The organism is Candidatus Magnetominusculus dajiuhuensis, from assembly GCF_046044395.1.
Taxonomy (GTDB): domain Bacteria; phylum Nitrospirota; class Thermodesulfovibrionia; order Thermodesulfovibrionales; family Magnetobacteriaceae; genus Magnetominusculus; species Magnetominusculus dajiuhuensis.
Genome location: NZ_JBJUSG010000060.1, coordinates 1 through 20,635 on the forward strand (window position 1 = coordinate 1; position 20,635 = coordinate 20,635).

A 20,635-nucleotide genomic window follows, 5' to 3' on the forward strand; every position below is an offset into this window, starting at 1 on the left:
CTCTGACTATGCACACTCACAGGCGCACGATTCCGGACAAGCCGGAATGACGACCAGACAAGCCGGAATGACGACAAGACAAGCATGGTAGAGACAATTTTTTTGTCGTAGAGACAATTTTTTGTCGCGGCGTGAGATTATCCTTATTAATAACTTTATGCCTGATTCTCTGTAATATTGACATTTTTTAATATTAAATATTTATTAAATCCAAGGATTTCTTTATACTCATTTGGTTGGATACCTCTGATACCCTCATATCTCTATCTTAAACTCCGCCCCGCCTTCGATATTTCTTACCGTAAGGCTCCAGCCCATGTTTGTTTCGATTATCGTCTTTGACATGTACAAGCCAATACCCGTGCCTACATTGGACGGTTTGGTTGTAAAGTGCGCGTCGAAAACTTTGCCTATTATATCTTCAGGGATGCCGCCTCCGGTGTCGCTTATGGTGATTATCATTTTTCCCCCGTCGGCATGGGAAATATGAATATCAATATTGTCTTTCCCGGCAGACAGTTTTCCCCCGCGCCTTGACAGTATCGCGTCCCTCGAATTATTAATTATGTTTAAAATGACTTGCTTAAATTCGTTTGGATATCCTGTTACATCATTGAAGTCTCCTTCATCCGATGTTATGCTGATGAAAATACTGTCCTTCGCAAAATATGCCGAGAACATCCCGACCAGCTCCTCTATCGCCTGTTTGATGTCAAACTGGACTTTCTCTTTGGATGGTAGTAAGAACTTGCGAAAATCACTGACCGTGCTCACCATGAATTCTACATGGTCAATTATTGTTCTTTGTGATTTGTTTAAATAGTCGGCATCCAGTTCGCCATAGGCATATGCGTCTTTAAGGTCCTGAGCCGTTATCGCAATAACGTTCAGCGGCTGTTTCCACTGGTGGGCTATCAGGCTTATCATCTCCCCCATTGACGCCATTTTTGACTGCTGCCTAAGGAGCTGCTCGCCTTCTTGTCTTTTGTTTGTTTCCTCTATAACTTTTTCGCTGAGTTCCTCGTTAAACCTGCGGAGTTCGTCTTCCATACGCTTTCGTTCGGAGATATTGCGCGCGGCGGCAAATACCCCCACGACTTTGCCCGCTTCATCCTTATACACAGAGGCGTTATATAAAACGGGTGTGAGATTGCCGTTGCGGTGCCTGATGCTGAGTTCATAATCGCGCACCTCCCCATAGTCAAACACCCTTTTGTAACCCGCCTCAGCTTTGTCCGGTTCGGTAAAATAGCTAGAGAAACTGGTTCCTATTAGCTCGTCTCTCAGGTATCCTGTAACGTTCTCTGTGGCCGCGTTAACATCGCTTATCTTGCCGCCGTGTGTGATGGTCACCAGCGGGTCTAAGCTCGTCTCTATGAGATTTCTGGTATAAAGGCCGGCAGCCTTTACGGCGTCTGTGAGTCGTTTGTGTTGAATATTCTGCCACAACCAATCTATAAATATCGTTAACTGATTAACGTCAGTTTGAGTATATTCCCCATCCTTGTTTCCTACGGCCGTTACCACGGCAATCCTGCCGCCGGCAAAGGTCGGCACTACCATCAGGCTTTTCAGAGGCATATGGCCTTGCGGATATCCGTGTTTATTTAATGTGGTCGTCTCGTAATTATTAACGATGATAGACCTTCTCTGGCGCACCGCCTCAGCCCACAGGCCGGAGTGTTCTATTTTAAAATGCAAATCTTCTTTATTAACGGCACACTCTTTCATTACATTTGTAGAGAACGCGCTGGTTGTGTACTCAGTCTCATCCTCATTGCCAAACGATATAAAACCAATCGCGCTGCCTGTTAAATCAAGACTCCTTTCAAGAACAAAGGCCATAATTTCACTTACAGGTTTGTCCGTGAGCTGATGTAACTCAACCATGCTCTCAAGGCGTTTTTCGTTAACCCTCTTAAATTCCTCCATTTCCCTCTGCTTTGTAATATCTTCCACAATCGCGAGATGACAATCGGACGCTTCACCTTCTACCCATAGAGATACAACAACAATCCTTACCCATACAATAGAACCGTCTTTACGAATATATCTTTTTTCAGCGCTGAATTTATCAACGTCACCTTCCACAAGCCTTTTACTGTTGGCAAGGCTGACTGCAAGGTCATCAGGATGCGTAATCTCTTGAAAGGTCAGCTTTGAGATTTCCTCCATCGAATATCCTGTGATGTTGCAAAATGCCTGATTAACCGCAACAAACCGTCCGAATTGCGATTCAACATTCACTATGCCGACCGGAGACTGCTCGAAAATCGCCCTCAGCCGGATTTCAGACCGTTTCATTTGATACTCTAATTCCTTGAGTTCTGTAATGTCTTCGGCAGTGCCGATGATCATCTCAATCTTTTCATTGTCATAAATAGGCGAAATGCTGAAAATGATAATTCTCTTTTCAGCGTCTTTACGTGTCAACCCGACTTCGTAATTTACCACCCTTTCCCCATCAACTGACGCCCTGATAAACTGTTTATTTACCTGCGGCAGAACATCGTTGTCGAACAACATTGAAAATGGATGCCCTATTAACTCATCCGCCGAATATCCGGTAATAGACGATACTTTGAAGTTGATTAATAAAAAATTTCCGGTCAAATCTATTGAATAAACGGCATTTGTGGTGTTATCTAAAACCTTCTGTAAAAAATCTTTTCTCCGAATCAGCTCAACATGATTCTCTCTTATCTCTCTGACCATTTTGTTGAAAGAGTACGCCAATTGTCCAAGCTCGTCTTTAGACCCTACCGTAACCACAGTATCAAGCCTTCCCTTTCCTACTTCACAAGCGGCTTTTGTCAAAGCAAAGATTGGGCGTGTCTGCCATCTTATAATAATATTAGCAACGATTAACGCCGCCGTAAGGTAACACAGGATAAGGACAATAACATAACGCAATTTAGTGTAATAAGGCGCAAGGACTTCGGAATAATCACGCTTAACGACTAAACCCCAGCCAGTGGCCGCGTCTATGGGTATATATCTGTACGCGGCCACCACCTTTGTGCCCTTATAGTCCGCGGCGATAACCGTACCTTCGTTGGCGTCTAACGCGCGCGCCATGATTACAGACTTGATCTTGTACTGCAATGGAACAGGGTCTCGCCCGCCGGGAAGCTTATGTTTCAGATTTACAAACAACAGTCCATCGTTATTTGCCAGTACCGTCTCCGAAGTGTCTCCACGTTGGGTGTTATATGCCAATGCCGCCATAAAATCCGACATGGTGGCGTTCATAATAACGATATAACGTGGCTGAGAATCCACATCAATAACATGGGATACGTAAAGGTCAGTAGCGCCGTCTGTTGGATCAAAGGCAAAACAGATGTGATAACGGCGCGACTTCATTGCCCCTGTGAAGTAATCAACGGATGAGACGTCCCTCCCAATGTCTTTACTCCTTGTGGACGCTATTACTTTTCCGCTTTGGACATCGGCTACCTGAATATTATCGAAGATATTAAATGTCGTCCTGTAATCTTCCAGATATTGAATAAATTCATGATTTTCGGCAAGAGACTCGCCATTAGAAACATATGACTTTGTTAAACTACTCTTTACAAATGTTTCGATATTTGATGTAAATCTTAAAATCCTCCTGTTTATATTTTCCTTTCTGACATCGGCAATTTGGTTTACATTAGTAACAGCCTCATCAAATACCTTATGATAATCGCTTTCTACATCGGTAAACGGCACTCCTGTTAAATCGGTAAATATAAAAAAAGAAACCACAACTATAGTAATGAGCAGGCTAATAAACAAAAACATCTTTGCCCTGATGCTGTACGACTTTATTTCAAACGCCGGTTTTTTCATCGGACAGCCTTCACATCGTAATGGAACTCATTAAGATTATATTTATCGGGCATATTATGGACGTCATAGATCAATTTCCTGTCAAAACTTCCGATTATTTTCTCAGTGCTCACGGAGGAATCAATCAGTCCATGACTCTTCAAAAACTCCAACGCCGAGGCAATAGAACCGTCTCTTGTTAGGCTCGTTTGCGTAATAACCGGCACATCGGACTGCCACATCGTATCACTAGTCAATATAGCCTCAATCTGTTCTGGCGTTATATCAAAATTTTCTCCCGCAAGAGACTTAATATTCGCTTGTACCCATGTGGCGGCAAGGGATATATTTTCCTTGTTTGCCTTTAGCCATTTTATAGCCCGGATCTCAGCGGCTATCACCTGCCGTACCGCTTCGGGGTGTTTTATATAAAACTCCTTAGAAAAATAGATATAGCCGGAGGTCATAGTCCTAAAGATAACAACGCTGTCAAGGTAGTTTCGCAGGGTAAAGCTGACAGTTGAGCCTGTATCCGCAAACGCGAATATTTTGTTGTTCATCAGGGCGTCTTTCATTTTTATATGATCAAGCGGCACAAGCGTAACGTCTTTTTCGGTCATCCCCGAATAGGATAAGGCCTTAAGAAGGGTGTAGTGTCCCACGGAGCCTGGTGCGTAACCGATACGCTTACCTTTCAGTCTTTCTATAGGCATATGCCGCCTTGCGACTATGGACGTAAACGACTGCTGCATTATGGCGGGGATAATGAGGTCTTTTTTCGACGCGGCGGTAATAGCCGGCAGATTCCCTACGACTCCGGCTTGCAAATCATCGCTCAGAAAGAACTTGTTGATGTCCCTGCCATTGAAGAATGGATAAAAGACAATTGTTATCCCTATTTCTTGCAGTTTACGCCGCAAGATTAAATCCCGGCTCATAACCGTAGTGAGCATACCAGAAGGCAGGTAAAGCGGCTGAACCCCGATATTCAGATAATTGCCGGACTTTAAGAATTTATATTCGGAATAATAGGGCTTATCATCAGGCTTTGGTGCATTGGGTTGCTCCGCTGCACAGGCAACATTCAACGGCAACGATGTTATAAGCGCCGCAACGGTAAGACAGGCAATATATTTGATGAGCTTAAAATCCAATATCTCCACAGAAACGCCCTCTTTCCCGAATGAAAGAACTGACCACTTCAAGTTTTAAGATGGAACCCGTTTTTAGATGGAACCCTTTGTCACAATTATAGGGTAACATAAGTTACACATATTTGCAATGAGCAAAAAACCCCGGTCAGGGCAAACGCGTTAGAGAAATACTATAGAAAATTCCTCACGCCACGACAAAAAAATTGACTCCACCCTGCTTTTGCTTTGTCGTCATTCCGGCTTGTCCGGAATCTTATTTGGCTTCTGAATGCGTAGAGACAGATTCCAGACAAGCCGGAATGACAGCCTAAGGGTAAATTCATTATTCCATACCATTGCTCCCCTCATATCTCTATCTTAAACTCCGCACCACCTTCGATATTTCTTACCGTAAGACTCCAGCCCATGTTGGTTTCGATTATCGTCTTTGACATATACAGGCCAATTCCCGTGCCTATGTTCGACGCTTTGGTTGTAAAGTGCGCGTCGAAAACCCTGCCTATTATATCTTCAGGGATGCCGCCTCCGGTGTCGCTTATGGTGATTATCATATTTCCCCCGTCGGCATGGGAAATATGAATATCAATATTGTCACGGTCGGCAGACAGTTTTCCCTCGCGCCTTGACAGTATCGCGTCTCTGGCGTTATTGATTATGTTTAAAATAACCTGCTTAAACTCGTTCGGATAGCCTGTGGCGTTATATGAAAAACCCCCTTCATCCGATGTTATGTTGATGACACAATTGTCTTTTACAAAATATGCCGAAAACAGCCCTACCAGCTCCTCTATCGCCTTTTTGACGTCAAACTGGACTTTCTCTTTGGATGGGCGTAAGAATTTGCGGAAATCATCTACCGTATTCACCATGAATTCTACATGTTTAACGATTGTTTCCTGAGTGTTGGTCAAATATTCGGCGTTCAGTTCGCCATAGGAATACGCGTCGTTCAGGTCCTGGGCTGTCACAGCGATGACGTTCAGCGGCTGTTTCCACTGGTGGGCTATCAGGCTTATCATCTCCCCCATCGCCGCCATTTTTGACTGCTGAGTGAGGAGCTGCTCACCGCGTTGCCTTTTTTGAGTTTCCTCTATAACTTTTTCCATGAGTTCATCGTTAAGGCGGCGCAGCTCATCTGTCAGGCGTTTGCGTTCAATATTCTGCCACAGTCCATCCATCAATATAGTTAACTGATTTACATCTGTTTGCGTATATTGCCCATCCTTATTTCCCACGGCAGTTACCAGGACGATCCTGTCACCGTCGAATGTAGGCACAAACAGCATATTTTTCAGAGGCACATGGCCTTGGGGATATCCTTTTTTATTTAACGTGGTCGTTTCGTAACTGTTGACTATGACAGGCCCTCGCTGGCGCAACGCCTCACCCCACAGACCAAAGTGCTCTACTGAGAAACGCAAAACATCTTTTCTAACGACACACTCATTCATAACATTTTTTGAGAAAGCGCTCTTTGTGAACTCAGTCTCATCCTCATTGCCAAACGCTATAAAACCAATTGAGCTGTTCGCTAACTCAATACTCTTCTCAAGGACAAAGTCCATAATTTCACTCAACGGTTTATCTGAAAGTTGATTTATCTGAACCATGTACTCAAGGCGCTTTTCGTTGATCCTCCGGGTTTCCTCTAATTCCCTCAAGTCTTTGACCATGTTGTTGAAGGTGCGTGCCAATTGTCCAAGCTCGTCTTTAGTCTTCACCTCAACCACGGTATCAAGCCTTCCCTTTCCTATTTCACAAGCGGCTTTTTTCAGGATTAAGATTGGGCCTGTCAGCCATCTTATAATAATATTCGTAACGATTAACGCCGCTACAATATAACAAAGGATCAGGACAATAACATAACGCAGTTTATGATAATAAGGGGCGAGGACATCGGAATAATCCCGCTTCACGACTAATGCCCAACCTGCGTCGGCGTCTATGGGGATATATCTGTATGCCGCCAGCACCTTTGCCCCCCTGTAGTCATTGCCGACAATTGTCCCTTCGTTCGCTTTGAGCGCGTGTGCCATAATCGGAGCATCTACTCTGTACTGCAAAGGAACGGCCTTTGAGCCGTCTGGAAGTGGATGTTTAAGTTCTACAAGCAGCCGTCCATCGTTGTCGGCCAGAACAGTCTCTGTATTGTCCCCACGCTGAGAGTTAGAGTTTATTGCCGCGAAAATATCAGCCGCGCTGACATTCATAATAATGACATATCGCGGTTTAGAATCCACATTGATAACATGGGATATATAAAGGTCGGTATCGCCGTCCGCCCTATCAAAGGCAAAACAGATGTGATAACAGGGGGTCTTAATTGCCCCTGTTACGTAATATTCATAGGAAACATCCCTGCCAATGTCTATAGTCCTTGTGGCTGCGATTATCTTACCGCTTTCGATATCGGCCATCTGAATGTTGTCAAAGATGTTATATGTCCTGCGATAGTCTTCCAGATATTGAATAAATTCCTTATTCCCCGCAAGTGCCACATCGTCGGACACATACGACTTTGTTAAACTACTGTCCACGAAGGTCTCAATGTTTGAGGTCAGGCTTAAAATCTTCTTGTTTATATTATCCTTTCTTGTGTCGGCAATCTGGTTTAAATTGGCAACAGCGCCATCAAAATATTCCTCATAATCGCTTTCAATATCTGTAAACGGCACACCTGTTAAATCAGTAAATATAAAAAGAGAACCCATAACTACGAAAATGAGCAGACTGATAAACAAGGACATCTTTGCCCTTATGCTGGACGACAGCGTATCAAGCAGAGATTTTCTCATCGAGCCGCCTTTACGTCTTGAGCTGCCTTTACGTCGTATTTAAACTCATTAAGACTATATTTAACTGGTTCATTAAGGATGTCATAAATAAGTTTTCTGTCAAAACTCCCAATGATTTTCTCAGCACTCACGGTAGAATCAATTTTTCCATAACTCCTCATAAATTCAACAATTGAGGCAATCTGGCCGTCTTTTTTGAGACTTTTTTCAGAAACAACCGGCACTTCGGCAAGCCACATCATATCCTTAATCGTTACATCAGCAATCTGCTCCGGTGTAATCTTATATTTATCTCCAGTAATGGCCTTAATATCCGCTTGTAACCATGTGGCGGCAAGAAATAGATTCTCTCTGCCGCCTTTTATCCATTTTGCCGCCCTGATTTCAGCCGCCACTATCTGCCTCACCGCTTGGGGGTGTTTTGTATAAAACTCCCTCGAAAAATAACAATAACCAACGGTCATAACCTTGTGGATAACGACACTGTCAGGGTAGTTTTGCAGGGTGAGGCTGACAGTCGGTTCAGTGACCGAAAACGCGAATATTTTCTTATCCGATAGCGCCGATGCCATCTCAGCATGGCCAAGCGGCACAAGCGTAACATCTTTTTCAGTAAGCCCCGAATATGATAAGATCATCATCAGTGAGTAATGGCCTGTGGAGCCCGGGATATAACCAATTCGCTTACCCTTGAGTTCTTCTATAAACTCAGGGCGTCTTGCGACTATGGACACAAACGACTGCTGCATTATGGCGGGGATGAATACATCTTTTTTCGAAGCGGCGGTAATGGTCGGCATGTCACCTGCCACACCGGCCTGTATATCATCACTGAGAAAAAACTTACTTACATCATTCCCACCTAAGAATGAATAGAAGACCATTTTTATCCCCATTTCCTGCAACCTTTGCCGCAAAATTAAGTCGCGGCTCATAACCTTAGTTATAATGCCGGAGGGCAGGAGCAACGGTTGAACTCCGATATTCAGATAATTGTCAGATTTTATAAAATTATATCTGGAGTAATATGGCGTATCCTCTGGCTTTAACCCGCCTTCGGCAGCGTTTGCGGCATTCAGCCCCAACGATAATATAAGCGCCGCGATGGCGACACAGGCAGCATATTTAACGAGTGCAATATATTTAACGAGCTTAAACCCTAACATCCTCATGGAACCATCCTCCGCATAGCGACTGTGCGAATAAAAGATAATACCGCACCTCCGATTTCAGATGGAAACAATACCACGCCTAATAGTAACATAAGCAGTGTTTTTTTACAATGTTTTAAGAATCCTGTGCATATCTCTCCACATCCATTTTCCTTTTTTATTTGGGGCATTGCGCTGCCTTTGTTACATTAATATTGTTACTGTAACTATTTGTCAAATCATTGGAAGAAGGTATATAATAGTCATTGCCTAAGGTAATCCGTGAGAGACGCGGCACAAAGGAGGTAAAATGTTTGAAGGGATGTTTCAACCGATGCACTTGTTTGTTATAGCGATGATAGTTTTGATTTTATTTGGCCCGAGTAAACTCCCCCAGTTAGGCGAGGGGATTGGAAAAGGGATTCGGGGCTTCAAAAAGGCCCTCTCTGATGACGACACCGAGAGCGCAGCTAAACCTGCCGGGAAGTCAGAGATAAAACAATAATTAGGGTGGCGCGACATGGCCACCGGCATTAACAGACACGCGGACGCCATGAGGCTCTTTGAGCTGGCTCAACTATTCCTGAAGCTTGGGCTAACGGCCTTTGGCGGTCCGGCGGCTCATATTGCGATGATGGAAGAGGAGGTCGTTGGGCGAAGGCGTTGGCTCACGCGGGAGGGCTTTCTTGACCTGATGGGCGCGGTGAATCTAATCCCCGGCCCTAACTCCACGCAGCTTGGACTGCTTATCGGGTATACAAGGGCGGGGGTGTTGGGCCTCATAATCTCAGGGGTACTGTTCATCCTGCCTGCCGTAATTATCACCGGCGTCCTTGCGTGGGCGTATGTCAGGTTTGGTGCCCTGCCAAATGTGTCTCCATTTCTATCAGGAATTAAGCCTGTGGTAATTTCCATTATCCTTGTGGCCGTTGTCAGAATGGGAAAGACGGCGGCGAAAAATGCTCAATTGGCGGCCATAGGGATTGCGGTTGCGGCGGCGGCTTTATTGGGGGCGAACGCAATCGTTGCACTGCTTTTGGGCGGCGTTGCCGGAGTAATTATAAACGCTGTAACTATCCGTAGTAACAGGGTTATTTCTCTTTTTACGCTCTCCATTTTCAGCGTGTTAGCGGGGTGGTTCCTGAAAAATGCAGAGGCATATACTGCGTCGGCTGAACGTGGCACTGCGGCAGCAAGTGCATCCTTATGGAAACTAGGCTTATTCTTTTTAAAGATTGGCTCAATTCTCTACGGCAGCGGTTATGTCCTTACCGCATTTATTGAGGATGGCCTGGTGAGGGACTCTGGATGGCTTACGCAGAGACAGTTGCTTGACGCGATTGCCATTGGGCAGTTCACACCGGGGCCGGTGCTGAGCACCGCGACATTTGTCGGCTACGTGATTTCGGGGGTGCCGGGGGCGGTGATCTCAACGATAGCCATATTTCTGCCGTCATTTGTCTTCGTCCTGATATTGAATCCACTGTTGCCGAGCCTGATGGCGTCAAAGATGATGTCCGCATTTCTTGGCGCTGTGAATGTAAGCGCGATTGGCCTGATGGCGGCGGTGGTTGTCCAGCTCTCAATCCCGACGCTCACAGATTGGAGAACAATTATGATAGCCGCGGGGGCGGCAGTTGCGGGGTGGCGATACAAGTGCAACGCGGCATGGCTGGTAGTTGCCGGGGCGGGCGCGGGAGGGCTACTTCAGATTATTTAAATGGAGGATTCGGAATGTGTGCCAATTTACCTAAAATACTTAGAATCTCAGCCCTATGTTTTCTCTCAATAATATTTTCATTTGGTATGAAAAACCCTGTGGCGTGGGCCGGGCCGCCGTTTATGACTGATGACCCCGAACCGGTAGAGTACTTGCATGGAGAACTCTACATTGCGTCACAGTGGGCGCGAGATAAGGATATGGGGACTGCGGCAACGCTGCCTCATTTTGATATTAACTACGGGATTGCGCCGGATGTGCAGTTGACCACATCTATACCTATTGCCTATTCAGCGCCACGAGACTCTTCTGCCCAGTACGGCATTGGCGACATTGAAGCGGGCGTAAAGTATCGCTTTATCCATGAAGACAATGATAGCGGCTGGGCCTCAGGTCAGCGTTTTTCCCATAGTTGACCTTCCATCAGGGGACAGCTCTCGTGGGCTGGGGGAGGGACACATAAAGATATTTTTTCCCCTCTGGCTTCAAAAAAGCTGGGGACAGTGGACAACATACGGCGGAGGTGGATACTGGTATCATCCCGGTGACAATAATAAAAACTATCGGTTTGTTGGATGGCTGCTGCAGCGTGAGCTTTCAAAGACGCTGACGCTTGGGGCAGAAATATTTAATACATCATCCAGGGCAAAAGGCGACAGAGGCGAAACAGGGTTTAATATTGGGGGCTTTATCAACCTAAGCGAAGACCATCATATACTCTTTTCGGCTGGACGTGATATAAACGGCCCTAACACCATGCTTACATACCTTGCCTTTCAGTGGACGTTCGGCCCGAAATAAATATGGCAGCGCCATTCGCAAAGTTTGGCAGCGCCATTCGTAAAGTTTGGCGGCACCATTCGTAAAGTTTGGCGGCACCATTCGTACACCACTGTACCATAGTATGTGGTTAAACCCTGCTGCCCTGTTTTGAAGTATCTGCTGACTGCTTAATCCTGGACAGCAGAAGGCTTATCTTATATTGGCGAAGGTTAGCCTTTCCGGCCAGCAGTATGAAGACTACGAGGACGAACTTTGAGGCGTCCAGGTCTCTGGCTATCAGGTGATAAACTAACACCGCAACCCCCATTATCGAACTCAGAATGCTGAACAAGAAGAAATAGTTTTTCCGTCTTAAAAGCCGGTTGAAAAATTTCATGTCTTTGTCATCCAACTCCATATATTATACCTCCCATGCAGGTTACCCCAATTGTCTTTTCAAAGTCAACAGAACCGTGAAGCCGCCAACGGCGGCAGCCCAAACGCGATAGACAAAACGTGGCGAAATTTACGGGGTGAAGGGGGGGTTACCCCCCCTTCGTCGTTAATCCTTTAATCCTTATGCTTTCCATGTACTCTGCCCACATGAATGGGAGTGTGTGTTTTTTTCTGTCGTTACAGCCCTTGCAGGCCGCCGATATGTTAGATTTAATAGACATGCCGCCTCTTGAAATGGGGATTATATGGTCCATGGTCAGCTCTGATGGGGGGACGCTGCCATTGCAGTAGTAACATGTGCCGATTGAGCATTTGGCCTTCCACCACGGCGTCTTACGCAGCAGCCGTGCCTTCTGTTTCTCCCTTTTGACAAATGCCTCACTGACGCAAACAACCTCACCGTCTGCCGCTGGGTTATCTACCCTTTTTCGAACTCTCTTCGGCATAGAATTTCTTATATAATATCTCCCATTCCGAACTGCCCTCTGTGAGTTTTTTACTGAAAGACGATAGTTTCTTCCTCACAACGGCGTCAATCTCTTCCCCTGTTTTTATCTCGGCGGCTATGGATTTCTTTATCTCTTTGCGAATTATGGAGTCATCCGCTTTCGTGGTTATCAAATTCTTTTCCTTAAGCGCGCTGAGCAGGATGTGGGATAAATGGCTAATCTTATCGTCGGAGAGCATCATATAACGATATTCTTTTCCTTGACGAGTCTATGCTTCGTCATATCAAAGAGCGACTTGTAGTCAAGACGCTTCTTTTCGATTTCGCCCTCGTATGACCTTAATATCTCGCGCACCTCGTCATTGAGCCTGTCCTCGGCCATCATCTCGTAGAGTATTACCTGCTCGGTCTCTTTGAGCAGCTCTTCGCGCGGCACGTTGCTCTCAATAAGGCCGCCCTTTGCCAGATCATCGAGTATCTTGCCCGAAATAAAATGTATCCATGTCTTTGGAACCCGCACGGTTATTTTTCCATAAACGATAAAAGCGCTATATTCCTTGCCCTCTTAACAGCCTCGGTCAATTCCCTTTGATGCCGTGCGCATGTACCGGTCATCCTCGACGGCAGCTGTTTGCCCCTTTCCGTTATATACGATTTAAGCGTTCTTGTGTCCTTGTAGTCTATGAACGGGGTCTTCTCCGCGCAGAACCTACAGAACTTCTTTCTCATAAATCTCTTGTACTTTACGTGCTCTGAACCTTTGCCCTTTTGTACCATTTAAATACGCTCCCGAAAATTAGTTTATTAAAATGGCTCCAGGTCGGATATCTCGTCAGGGGGTGTGGAATCCCCGCCGCGTCCGCCCTTCGCTGCCGCCTCGCCTCGCCTTGGAAGAAATTTCACCGTCTGGGCAAGGACATCGAATTTACTCTTCTTTTGCCCCTCTGTTTCCCATTTTCTTTCCCTGAGCCTTCCTTCCACCAATACACCGCTGCCCTTGCTCAAATACTCTCCGCAGTTCTCCGCCTGCTTCCCCAGCACGGTTATGTCCATAAACAACACCTCTTCCTTCCACTCGTCCCCTTGCTTAGTCCTTGAGTTTACCGCAATGGTGAAAGTCGCAAAGGCCACACCCTGCGGCGAGTACCTCAACTCAGGGTCCCGTGTCAGGTTGCCCATAAAAATAACTTTGTTATACATATTCCATTACCCCTCTTCCTACTCCACGGGTTCTGTTGTCTCTGCGGGGACTGAAGGTACGGCTGCCTCTCCCACAGAATCTTTGACATCATCGGTGACAACATCAGGCGCGGCTTGCTCGGCGGCCTTCGCCTCCATCGCCTGCAGGGAACTTTGCAGTGCTATAATCTCTTTTTTCCTCAACTTGATTATCATAAACTTAAACACCGGGTCAAATACCTTATATAACTCCTCAAGCGATTTTATCGCAGTGGGAGGCGACTTAAAGACAAAAAACAGGTAGTAGCCCTTTTCGTGCTTATTGATTTCATAAGACAGCTTCCTCCTGCCCCATCTTTCGTGCTTGAGCACTTCGCCCTGCATCTTTTCTATCAGGTCTGTTATACGTTTTTCGGCCGCGTCTATGCCCGTGTCCTCCAACGCCGCATCAAGTATGACTATGTTTTCGTAGTAGTTCATCTATACCCCAATACCCTCCTGTCTGTGTATTTTTCGTACTTACTCGTTCAGTCATATATTTTCTAACATAACCTGACTATAAAAATCAACCATACCCGAAACTATCGTCAAAATAAAACTCCGCGGCCAGTCCGGGCAAAGAAAAAATAATCATTGATTTTGTATAGGGCAAAATAGTATCATCTGCATGAGATTATCTAATGAAAACGGCAAGGATAATAGCAATAACAAATCAAAAAGGCGGGGTGGGCAAGACCACCACCGCGGTTAACCTGGCCGCGGGGTTAAACAAAATGGGTATGCGGACCCTCCTTGTAGACATTGATTCACAGGGAAATGCCTCTGCCTCATTGGGTTTAATCATTGAACACGACATAAAGACCATTAAAGACCTCCTGCTCAACCCGCAAAACCCGCGTGATTTTATCGCAAGGGTGGGCACCACAGAGATAATCCCGTCGAACAATTCGCTGAAAGACATAGAAGACACCCTGATTATAGACAAAAAATTCGACACGCTTAAAGATTCCATAGCGCCTTTGGCAAATGACTACGAATATATAATAATAGATTGTCCACCAAGCGTGAATGTTTTTACAAATAATGCCCTGAAGGCAAGCAATGAGATAATTATTCCGGTGGATGTTGGATATTTCTCGCTACTGGGGTTAAAACAGCTCCTTGAGGAAATAGAGCGCTTCAGAAGGGAGCTAAACCCCCGGCTGGAGATACTTGGCGTACTTGCCTGCAGGTATGACCGTAGGACATCCCTCTCCGCGCAGATTTTTGAGACGCTGAGGCAGGGCTTTCCCGATAAATTATTTAACACCTATATTCGCCTGAGTATAGACATAGTGCGCGCTCAAATAGCCCAGAAGAACATATTCGATTATAATAACAGGGGTACTGCCGCGCGGGACTACAATTCCCTGACAGAGGAGATAATAAATGGCAAGTAAAAAGCAGATCATGGACAAATTGAGCGCCTTAAATCCCGCCGTGCCGACAAGGACGAGGGTTCATGGGGTTGCCGCTTCTGCCGCTGTGCCGCAGGTGCCGCAGGTGCCGGAGAGTGCCGCCGAGGCCACGGCTACCGCCCCGATTGTCGTTGAGGCGAAACAGGGTGAAGCTGTGGTTGTTGCCGGGATTACCCCCCCTGTCTTTAGCAATACGGGTGTCTGCACGTTTACGTTATTTATAGACAACATGGCCGCCATGATGAAAATAAGAGAAGAGTTTCATAATAATTTCTTTAACATCAATTCTATGATAGTTGACAGCTATAAGAAGACATTGACAATAACCTTTGACGCGATGAGACACAATTATAGCCAGTTCGTCGAGAGTTTGAAATTTATGATGCCGACGGCAACTCAAAAAAGAAACTAAGCGGTGCACGCCGTGTGCAGATGGGCGTTAGTGAATATTGGGATTATGGGTGTAGGAGCAGACCATGCGGCCGCCCTGGGGCGACGAATAAAGCCGCCTTTGGGGAGGAAAGTCCGAGCTCCGCATGGGCAGGACGGCTGTTAACGGCAGCCGGGGGCGACCCCAGGGAAAGTGCAACAGAAATCAAACCGCCGCGCAACGGCAGCGATGCCCGTGTGTGCGCGGTAAGGGTGAAACGGTGAGGTAAGAGCTCACCGCCTTCTGCGGTAACGCCGAAGGCAGGTAAACCCCGTCCGGAGAAAGGTTGAATAGGGCATGCTTTTCGGGCTGCCCGCCCGATACCTTGCGATTAGCGCAGGGAGGCAAGCCGGGTACCAACCGCACAAGGCAGTGAGTGATCTCTGTCTCAGATGAATGGCCGCGCAACACAGAACTCGGCTTACGGTCTGCTCTTATTTATTTCTTTACAAGCCTCGTTGCGGCGCAGCAGGGGGTTAGAAAATCAGTCTTGCTATTTTATTGCCACGCCAAAGAGTTTGGCAACGAGGTCGAGAACCTTAGGGTTGTTTAAGAGCATGACGAAAAGAAGGATTAGAAAATATACCCTCATCTTCCAGTCCATGGCAGTGAATCTCTCGTTAAGGCGGCCTTCAACAGCGGTAATCCTCTCGTTTAATCGTCCTTCAACGGCATTAATCTTCTCGTTAAGCCTACCTTCCAGCTTTGCCAAATCTTCTTTAACGGCAGCAATTTTTTCGTTAAGCCTACCTTCAACAGCAGCAACTTTCTCGTTAAGCCTGCCTTCCAGCTTTGCTAAATCTTCTTTTGTGGCCAGCTCTTTCGTTAACTCTTCTTTTATCTCCGCTTTCTTTTGGATGACAACGGTCTCTGCCCTTTTATCAATCGAGTCAAAAGAGGCCAATATGAGTTTGCCGACCTCACGGGCGTCTTCTTTACCGACCTTCTTCTCAAGCAGGTCATACATCTCTATCGGTAATGTAGTAGGCATGATTTCATTATAACCTGACAGCAAAAAGGAAATCAATGCTCCGTCAGTTGTCCACGGTAAATTTGTTCTGACGGATAAAACAAGTGTTCATGGGAAGTTGTAATGATTTCCAGACTATTCTTTTCTTTGGCTGTCATTCCGGCTTGTCCGGAATCTGTCCTTATATCTCAGAACAGGAAAAATCATCATGAAACAACCAGTTAAGGGACGATTCCGGACAAGCCGGAATGACGGAAAGGGAGAATGATGGCAGCAAACTAAGCAACTACCGCTTACTTATGATGGATTGGCATTTGTATAACCTTAGTTGTCGTGCAGGGTATATCAGTGTGTGGTTCAGCCCTCGAACACGTCTTTGATATTGACTTCAAGCCCCCCGATGACCTTAGACGTAACCACGCCCTCACCTTCGGCATAGGAATGGAGCTTATACTTGCCTTCCTCAATCGTAAAGACTTCAAATATTTTAAGCTCCGGTATGATTACCCAATATTCCGGTACGCCGTATTTCTCGTATATCTCTTTTTTTATATTGGTATCCCATCGGAATGACCCCTGTGAAACTATCTCACACACCATATCCGGTACCCCTCTTATCCAATCCTGAATGATGGTCGTGTTATTTTTCCTGATAAACAATATGTCAGGCTGGAGCCTGTTTAAGCCTTCCTCAAGGATTACGTCCAGTGGAGAGTAAAAGACCCGGCCTAATCCTTTTTGTTCTACATGCCTGTCTATTTTTCTAAAAAGATTACTGCTGATTATCTGATGTTTACTAAAAGGGCTTGGCGACACGACTTCCTCCCCGTTAATTATCTCTGTTAAGTCTAACTCCTGTTGCAGCGTAAGCGTCTCCATGATTATATTCTACCATCAGGCATACTGGTTTGTCTACGCGCGGGACGGCAACAATACCATGAAAGGTGTCAGGTCTTAACGGGTTGTTGTCCACGCTGGATTTCTCAGAATTTGCAAAAAAGCCGTTAACAACGTTACTATACACACATTATTTATACATCAGCGTGGGGGAGGTGTTATTGAAACCGTTGCGAGGGCACCACAGGGATATGTACCGGTACTGCGGGCCGTTGTTCGATGGCTTTTATGTCGCGATTCAATCAGACGGCCAGGTGGTGTGTAGCTGCCGCGACGCGTGGGATGTGCTTAGTTTGGGAAGGGTTCCCGATAACGGCCTCTATGATGTCTGGCACGGTGAGGCAGCAGAATCTATCAGAGAGATGTTCAGACAAAACACCCCGCCCAAGACCTGCCTGAGCTGCCCTTTTATCGTCTCTACTCACGATAGGGACAGGCTCTACCGTCCGATTAACACCCCTTATATGATCTTCTTAGAGACCAATGCAACCTGTAATCTGAGGTGCAAACGCTGTGACCGCAAAAAGATATTAGAGGCGCGTGAAATGCCGCATATGCCGATTGACCTCTTCAAAGAAATAATTGATGATTTAAACTCACTTGAGAATTTTAAGGCGCTAATCCTGCACAACTACGGCGAGCCATTCCTACATAAAGACATCTACGATATGCTCCTGTACACCAGACATAGCGCCCCTTTTATTAACACATATATCTCTACCAACGGCCTACTCATAGACAGCGAAGAGAAACAACGTATAGTGGCCAACACGGTTGACCAGATAGTCTTCTCTATTGATGGCAGCTCCGAAGCCTCCTATATACAGTACCGGCAGGGGGGGAATTTTGAGAAGGCCTTTAACAACATGGCCGCCCTCGCCGCACAAAAGAGGCAGGTGGCGTCTGATATTGATATCATATGGCGGTATCTGCTGTTTCGCTGGAACGACTCAGACGAGGAGATGCAGAGGGCTGTGCAATTAAGCGAAGCGGCGGGGGTCAGGCTATTCTGGCACATAACGACTAATCCACCCGGTGACCAATCAGCCAAATACACAATAGGGGACACGATTAACACGCCAAAGATTCAGGACAGGCTGTGGCTTGAGCCGCCCTTTGGCGTATTAAACGTTAAGAGAAATGACTGTGACCCGAAAAAATGGGAGCGAATCGCAGCGTGCGGAGTGAGCGATTATTTTGCGCGCTACAAAAACGCAAATGCGCAGCCGGGTGCTCAGGCTGGTAGCATTGCAGGAAAAATTATCGCTATGCTTGGCTCCATATTAAACAAGAAGGGTTAGTTTAACCCTAAACTGTCCCGGCTTATCTGTCATGCCATCGCTTTCTGGCGTCTTCGTAAAAGAGGTCGAGTTCTTTACTTTGTACCTCGGTGAGTTTCGTTTTCATTTCGGAGATAGCCGCCTCAATAATCCTCTCGGCCTCCGGCTGGTGCCTTTGTCTCAACTGTTTTAATTCTATGTGTGCCTTATCCACAATAGGCTCTATATCCCGCAGTTGAGCCTTCGTAAGATGTAGTTCACCGGATAGTTTTGATAAAATCAATCTCTTAAACGCCGGTGGCCCTTCGTGAAAGACTGCCTCCATCTTGTGTTTCGTGATAATACCGCCAATAACGGCACCCGCTAAGATTCCAGACAGAAATATCGCAAGGCACCCAGTAAAGACCTTCCAGTTTTTCATCTCTTAATACCTCCATAATCAGGTTTATAAAAACAACTGCAATGCGCTAATGCCGGAGGGGTCATCAACAAACACCCCGAAGGCGGCGTAGCCGCCCCCACTGCCGGACAACACCGCATACAGAGCTACCGTCAGGGCGCACGCGGCCGTTGCGGCGGCAAAAGGCCAGATAAATCTCTGGAGTTCATCTGCCTTTGTGGCATGTACCGCTTTGACTCGCGCCATTACACTGTTATACCACTTTTCGTCTGGCGGCGTGACAGGGCGCTCTATTTGATGACCCTTTCTGAGGGCTTCTTCTATTTTTATTATCACGTCATTGTTTTTTTTCATCGTACGCCCTCTCCTAATTTATTAAAATCAATGTGGCCCAGTATTTTTTTTCTAAGTTTAGCCCTTGCCCTATGTGCCCTGACCTTTACATTGACCATGCTGAGATTGAGCATTTGAGCCGCCTCCTTAACGCTGTACCCCTCAAGATATATCAACGTGATGGCCATTCTTTCAACAGGGGCAAGCTCACTCATTGCCCAGTTAATAATTTCGACGGTTTCCCTTTGCATCTGTGCATCCCTGAACCGCCCTACAGAGTCTTCATTGACAACCCTTTGGAACCACCGCTGGTGGTCCTCAGTCAACGAACTCATCGTAAGTTCCCGTCTTTTATAGTGCGTCCTCCAGTAGTCATAGCAAGAGCGTACGGTAATGGTTCTAAGCCAGTACTTAAACTGGCCTTTCGCGTTAAAAGATGAGAGCCCCTCAAAGGCATTGACAAACGTCTCCTGTGCGGCCTCGGAAACGGCCTCCTGAGGTACATACGAAGCGGCGATTTTGAATACATACGCACTGTATTTCCTGACGATGGCCTCAAACTCATCGGTGTCTCCGGCTATGACGCGTCCGATTACCTCGTTATCCAGTGAATCTTCGCTCAGCGTATCGGGCATTGTTTGTAATCCATCCCTATTATACTTGAAGTTAATGTAAAAGGGGCAAGGGTTTTGCGCCCTGCCCCTCCATCTGAATAACTATCCGCCGTTATTGCTTATCCAAAGGTCAACGATGGAATGAATGTTCTGCATTTTGCTCTTGACGCGCGCGTACATATCTGTTCTGAACTGAGTTGCCGCGGCCAACTGTTCGGCACTCAGGACGCCCTGAACTTGTGCGGCGACCTGTGCCCTTAGCACGGCGAGTTCCTCTTCGGCTGCGGCCGCTGTCTTTGCCGCCTGACGCACCTTGCTCTCATCATACGCCGTACTGTGGATGGCGTCGCACAGGTTTTTCTTTGCCTCTGCCACGGTTGCAATACTACTTCCCATTGTCTGGCGATAGGACTTCAGTATTGCGGCTATCTGCTGCTTCTGCGAATCGCTGAGTTTCAGGCCGAGCATAAATTTCAGAAACGGCGCTTCGATGCCGTCCGCGGCTCCGGCAGCCGCAAATCCATACGCCTTGTTAACGTTTAATCCTCCAACAAACACCGTGGCACATAGCGCCGCTAAGAGAGCTACCGCCAAAAAACTTTTACGATTTTTACACATCATACGTACCTCCTCCTTTAATTTTATCTTGGGAATCATCCAGTCAGGCTGGCCTTCTGTTCCCTTAACTACTAAGTCGCGCTTCAATTGCGAAAGGTTACAGGGCAAACGCACTATGTATTTTTTTGTCTGTCATTCCTGCGAAACATACATGA

The 20,635-nt window shown here is 46.4% G+C and carries 24 protein-coding genes and 1 other RNA gene; 8 read left to right on the plus strand and 17 right to left on the minus strand.

Annotated elements, in window-relative coordinates:
- Positions 1 to 255 precede the first annotated feature (255 nt).
- From AB7D94_RS09445 to AB7D94_RS09460, 4 genes are all read right to left on the minus strand, one after another.
- Positions 256 to 3,837, minus strand: a complete 3,582-nt coding sequence (locus AB7D94_RS09445) for a PAS domain S-box protein (RefSeq protein WP_420265577.1) — start codon at positions 3,835 to 3,837, stop codon at positions 256 to 258.
- Positions 3,834 to 4,979 (minus strand): ABC transporter substrate-binding protein, encoded by a 1,146-nt coding sequence (locus AB7D94_RS09450; protein WP_420265578.1) that lies wholly within the window; start codon positions 4,977 to 4,979, stop codon positions 3,834 to 3,836. Before AB7D94_RS09450 ends, AB7D94_RS09445 begins: the two co-directional genes overlap by 4 nt.
- 335 nt (positions 4,980 to 5,314) lie before the next feature.
- Positions 5,315 to 7,765: a GAF domain-containing protein gene (locus tag AB7D94_RS09455; protein ID WP_420265579.1), complete on the minus strand. Its 2,451-nt coding sequence runs from the start codon at positions 7,763 to 7,765 to the stop codon at positions 5,315 to 5,317.
- Positions 7,762 to 8,937 carry an ABC transporter substrate-binding protein gene (locus AB7D94_RS09460; protein WP_420265580.1) on the minus strand — a complete coding sequence of 392 codons (1,176 nt, stop codon included), beginning with the start codon at positions 8,935 to 8,937 and terminating at the stop codon, positions 7,762 to 7,764. The genes AB7D94_RS09455 and AB7D94_RS09460 overlap by 4 nt, the downstream gene beginning before the upstream one ends.
- Before the next feature lie 289 nt (positions 8,938 to 9,226).
- Here AB7D94_RS09460 and tatA point away from each other — a divergent pair, with 289 nt between their 5' ends.
- From tatA to AB7D94_RS09480, 4 genes are read left to right on the plus strand one after another with little or no spacing between them, the layout of a single operon-like run.
- Positions 9,227 to 9,421, plus strand: a complete 195-nt coding sequence (gene tatA, locus AB7D94_RS09465; RefSeq protein ID WP_420265581.1) for a twin-arginine translocase TatA/TatE family subunit — start codon at positions 9,227 to 9,229, stop codon at positions 9,419 to 9,421.
- A gap of 15 nt (positions 9,422 to 9,436) precedes the next feature.
- Positions 9,437 to 10,636: a chromate efflux transporter gene (gene chrA / locus AB7D94_RS09470; protein ID WP_420265582.1), complete on the plus strand. Its 1,200-nt coding sequence runs from the start codon at positions 9,437 to 9,439 to the stop codon at positions 10,634 to 10,636.
- Between the two features lie 14 nt (positions 10,637 to 10,650).
- Positions 10,651 to 11,052 (plus strand): hypothetical protein, encoded by a 402-nt coding sequence (locus AB7D94_RS09475; RefSeq protein ID WP_420265583.1) that lies wholly within the window; start codon positions 10,651 to 10,653, stop codon positions 11,050 to 11,052.
- Positions 11,009 to 11,437 carry a hypothetical protein gene (locus tag AB7D94_RS09480; protein WP_420265584.1) on the plus strand — a complete coding sequence of 143 codons (429 nt, stop codon included), beginning with the start codon at positions 11,009 to 11,011 and terminating at the stop codon, positions 11,435 to 11,437. Before AB7D94_RS09475 ends, AB7D94_RS09480 begins: the two co-directional genes overlap by 44 nt.
- 109 nt (positions 11,438 to 11,546) lie before the next feature.
- On the opposite strand, the gene AB7D94_RS09485 is transcribed toward AB7D94_RS09480, so the two are convergent.
- The 7 genes from AB7D94_RS09485 to rpsF form a co-directional block, all read right to left on the minus strand.
- Positions 11,547 to 11,816 carry a hypothetical protein gene (locus tag AB7D94_RS09485; RefSeq protein WP_420265585.1) on the minus strand — a complete coding sequence of 90 codons (270 nt, stop codon included), beginning with the start codon at positions 11,814 to 11,816 and terminating at the stop codon, positions 11,547 to 11,549.
- Between the two features lie 127 nt (positions 11,817 to 11,943).
- Positions 11,944 to 12,300: an HNH endonuclease gene (locus tag AB7D94_RS09490; protein WP_420265586.1), complete on the minus strand. Its 357-nt coding sequence runs from the start codon at positions 12,298 to 12,300 to the stop codon at positions 11,944 to 11,946.
- Complete coding sequence (locus tag AB7D94_RS09495) at positions 12,269 to 12,544, minus strand: DUF507 family protein (RefSeq protein ID WP_420265587.1); 276 nt, start codon at positions 12,542 to 12,544, stop codon at positions 12,269 to 12,271. Before AB7D94_RS09495 ends, AB7D94_RS09490 begins: the two co-directional genes overlap by 32 nt.
- Entirely contained in the window at positions 12,541 to 12,822 is a 282-nt protein-coding gene (locus AB7D94_RS09500) for a DUF507 family protein (protein ID WP_420265588.1), read from the minus strand. The genes AB7D94_RS09495 and AB7D94_RS09500 overlap by 4 nt, the downstream gene beginning before the upstream one ends.
- Before the next feature lie 2 nt (positions 12,823 to 12,824).
- Positions 12,825 to 13,079 (minus strand): 30S ribosomal protein S18, encoded by a 255-nt coding sequence (rpsR, locus tag AB7D94_RS09505; RefSeq protein WP_420265590.1) that lies wholly within the window; start codon positions 13,077 to 13,079, stop codon positions 12,825 to 12,827.
- Positions 13,080 to 13,106: 27 nt separating this feature from the next.
- The gene (locus tag AB7D94_RS09510; RefSeq protein ID WP_420265591.1) at positions 13,107 to 13,502 is read right to left on the minus strand and encodes a single-stranded DNA-binding protein; all 396 of its coding nucleotides are present in this window, start codon (positions 13,500 to 13,502) and stop codon (positions 13,107 to 13,109) included.
- Positions 13,503 to 13,520: 18 nt separating this feature from the next.
- Entirely contained in the window at positions 13,521 to 13,961 is a 441-nt protein-coding gene (rpsF, locus tag AB7D94_RS09515; RefSeq protein WP_420265592.1) for a 30S ribosomal protein S6, read from the minus strand.
- Positions 13,962 to 14,161: 200 nt separating this feature from the next.
- On the opposite strand from rpsF, the gene AB7D94_RS09520 reads away from it, so the two are divergent.
- The 3 genes from AB7D94_RS09520 (at position 14,162) to rnpB (ending at position 15,807) form a co-directional block, all read left to right on the plus strand.
- Positions 14,162 to 14,920 (plus strand): ParA family protein, encoded by a 759-nt coding sequence (locus AB7D94_RS09520; protein WP_420265593.1) that lies wholly within the window; start codon positions 14,162 to 14,164, stop codon positions 14,918 to 14,920.
- Positions 14,910 to 15,350 (plus strand): hypothetical protein, encoded by a 441-nt coding sequence (locus AB7D94_RS09525; protein ID WP_420265594.1) that lies wholly within the window; start codon positions 14,910 to 14,912, stop codon positions 15,348 to 15,350. The genes AB7D94_RS09520 and AB7D94_RS09525 overlap by 11 nt, the downstream gene beginning before the upstream one ends.
- A 54-nt stretch (positions 15,351 to 15,404) precedes the next feature.
- Positions 15,405 to 15,807, plus strand: an RNA gene (rnpB, locus tag AB7D94_RS09530) — RNase P RNA component class A.
- A gap of 54 nt (positions 15,808 to 15,861) precedes the next feature.
- On the opposite strand, the gene AB7D94_RS09535 is transcribed toward rnpB, so the two are convergent.
- Positions 15,862 to 16,359: a coiled-coil domain-containing protein gene (locus AB7D94_RS09535; protein WP_420265596.1), complete on the minus strand. Its 498-nt coding sequence runs from the start codon at positions 16,357 to 16,359 to the stop codon at positions 15,862 to 15,864.
- Positions 16,360 to 16,695: 336 nt separating this feature from the next.
- A complete protein-coding gene (locus tag AB7D94_RS09540; RefSeq protein WP_420265597.1) occupies positions 16,696 to 17,217 on the minus strand; it encodes a Uma2 family endonuclease in 522 nt (173 codons plus the stop codon).
- A 179-nt stretch (positions 17,218 to 17,396) separates the two neighbouring features.
- Here AB7D94_RS09540 and AB7D94_RS09545 point away from each other — a divergent pair, with 179 nt between their 5' ends.
- Positions 17,397 to 18,536: a radical SAM/SPASM domain-containing protein gene (locus tag AB7D94_RS09545; RefSeq protein WP_420265598.1), complete on the plus strand. Its 1,140-nt coding sequence runs from the start codon at positions 17,397 to 17,399 to the stop codon at positions 18,534 to 18,536.
- Between the two features lie 22 nt (positions 18,537 to 18,558).
- Here AB7D94_RS09545 and AB7D94_RS09550 read toward each other — a convergent pair whose 3' ends face one another.
- The 4 genes from AB7D94_RS09550 to AB7D94_RS09565 all read right to left on the minus strand — a co-directional run bounded on the left by AB7D94_RS09550 (position 18,559) and on the right by AB7D94_RS09565 (position 20,483).
- Positions 18,559 to 18,936 (minus strand): hypothetical protein, encoded by a 378-nt coding sequence (locus AB7D94_RS09550; RefSeq protein WP_420265600.1) that lies wholly within the window; start codon positions 18,934 to 18,936, stop codon positions 18,559 to 18,561.
- Between the two features lie 24 nt (positions 18,937 to 18,960).
- Positions 18,961 to 19,269, minus strand: coding sequence for a hypothetical protein (locus tag AB7D94_RS09555; RefSeq protein WP_420265601.1), 309 nt, complete (start codon positions 19,267 to 19,269; stop codon positions 18,961 to 18,963).
- Positions 19,266 to 19,883 carry an RNA polymerase sigma factor gene (locus AB7D94_RS09560; protein ID WP_420265602.1) on the minus strand — a complete coding sequence of 206 codons (618 nt, stop codon included), beginning with the start codon at positions 19,881 to 19,883 and terminating at the stop codon, positions 19,266 to 19,268. The genes AB7D94_RS09555 and AB7D94_RS09560 overlap by 4 nt, the downstream gene beginning before the upstream one ends.
- 81 nt (positions 19,884 to 19,964) lie before the next feature.
- Complete coding sequence (locus AB7D94_RS09565; protein ID WP_420265603.1) at positions 19,965 to 20,483, minus strand: periplasmic heavy metal sensor; 519 nt, start codon at positions 20,481 to 20,483, stop codon at positions 19,965 to 19,967.
- Positions 20,484 to 20,635: the final 152 nt, after the last annotated feature.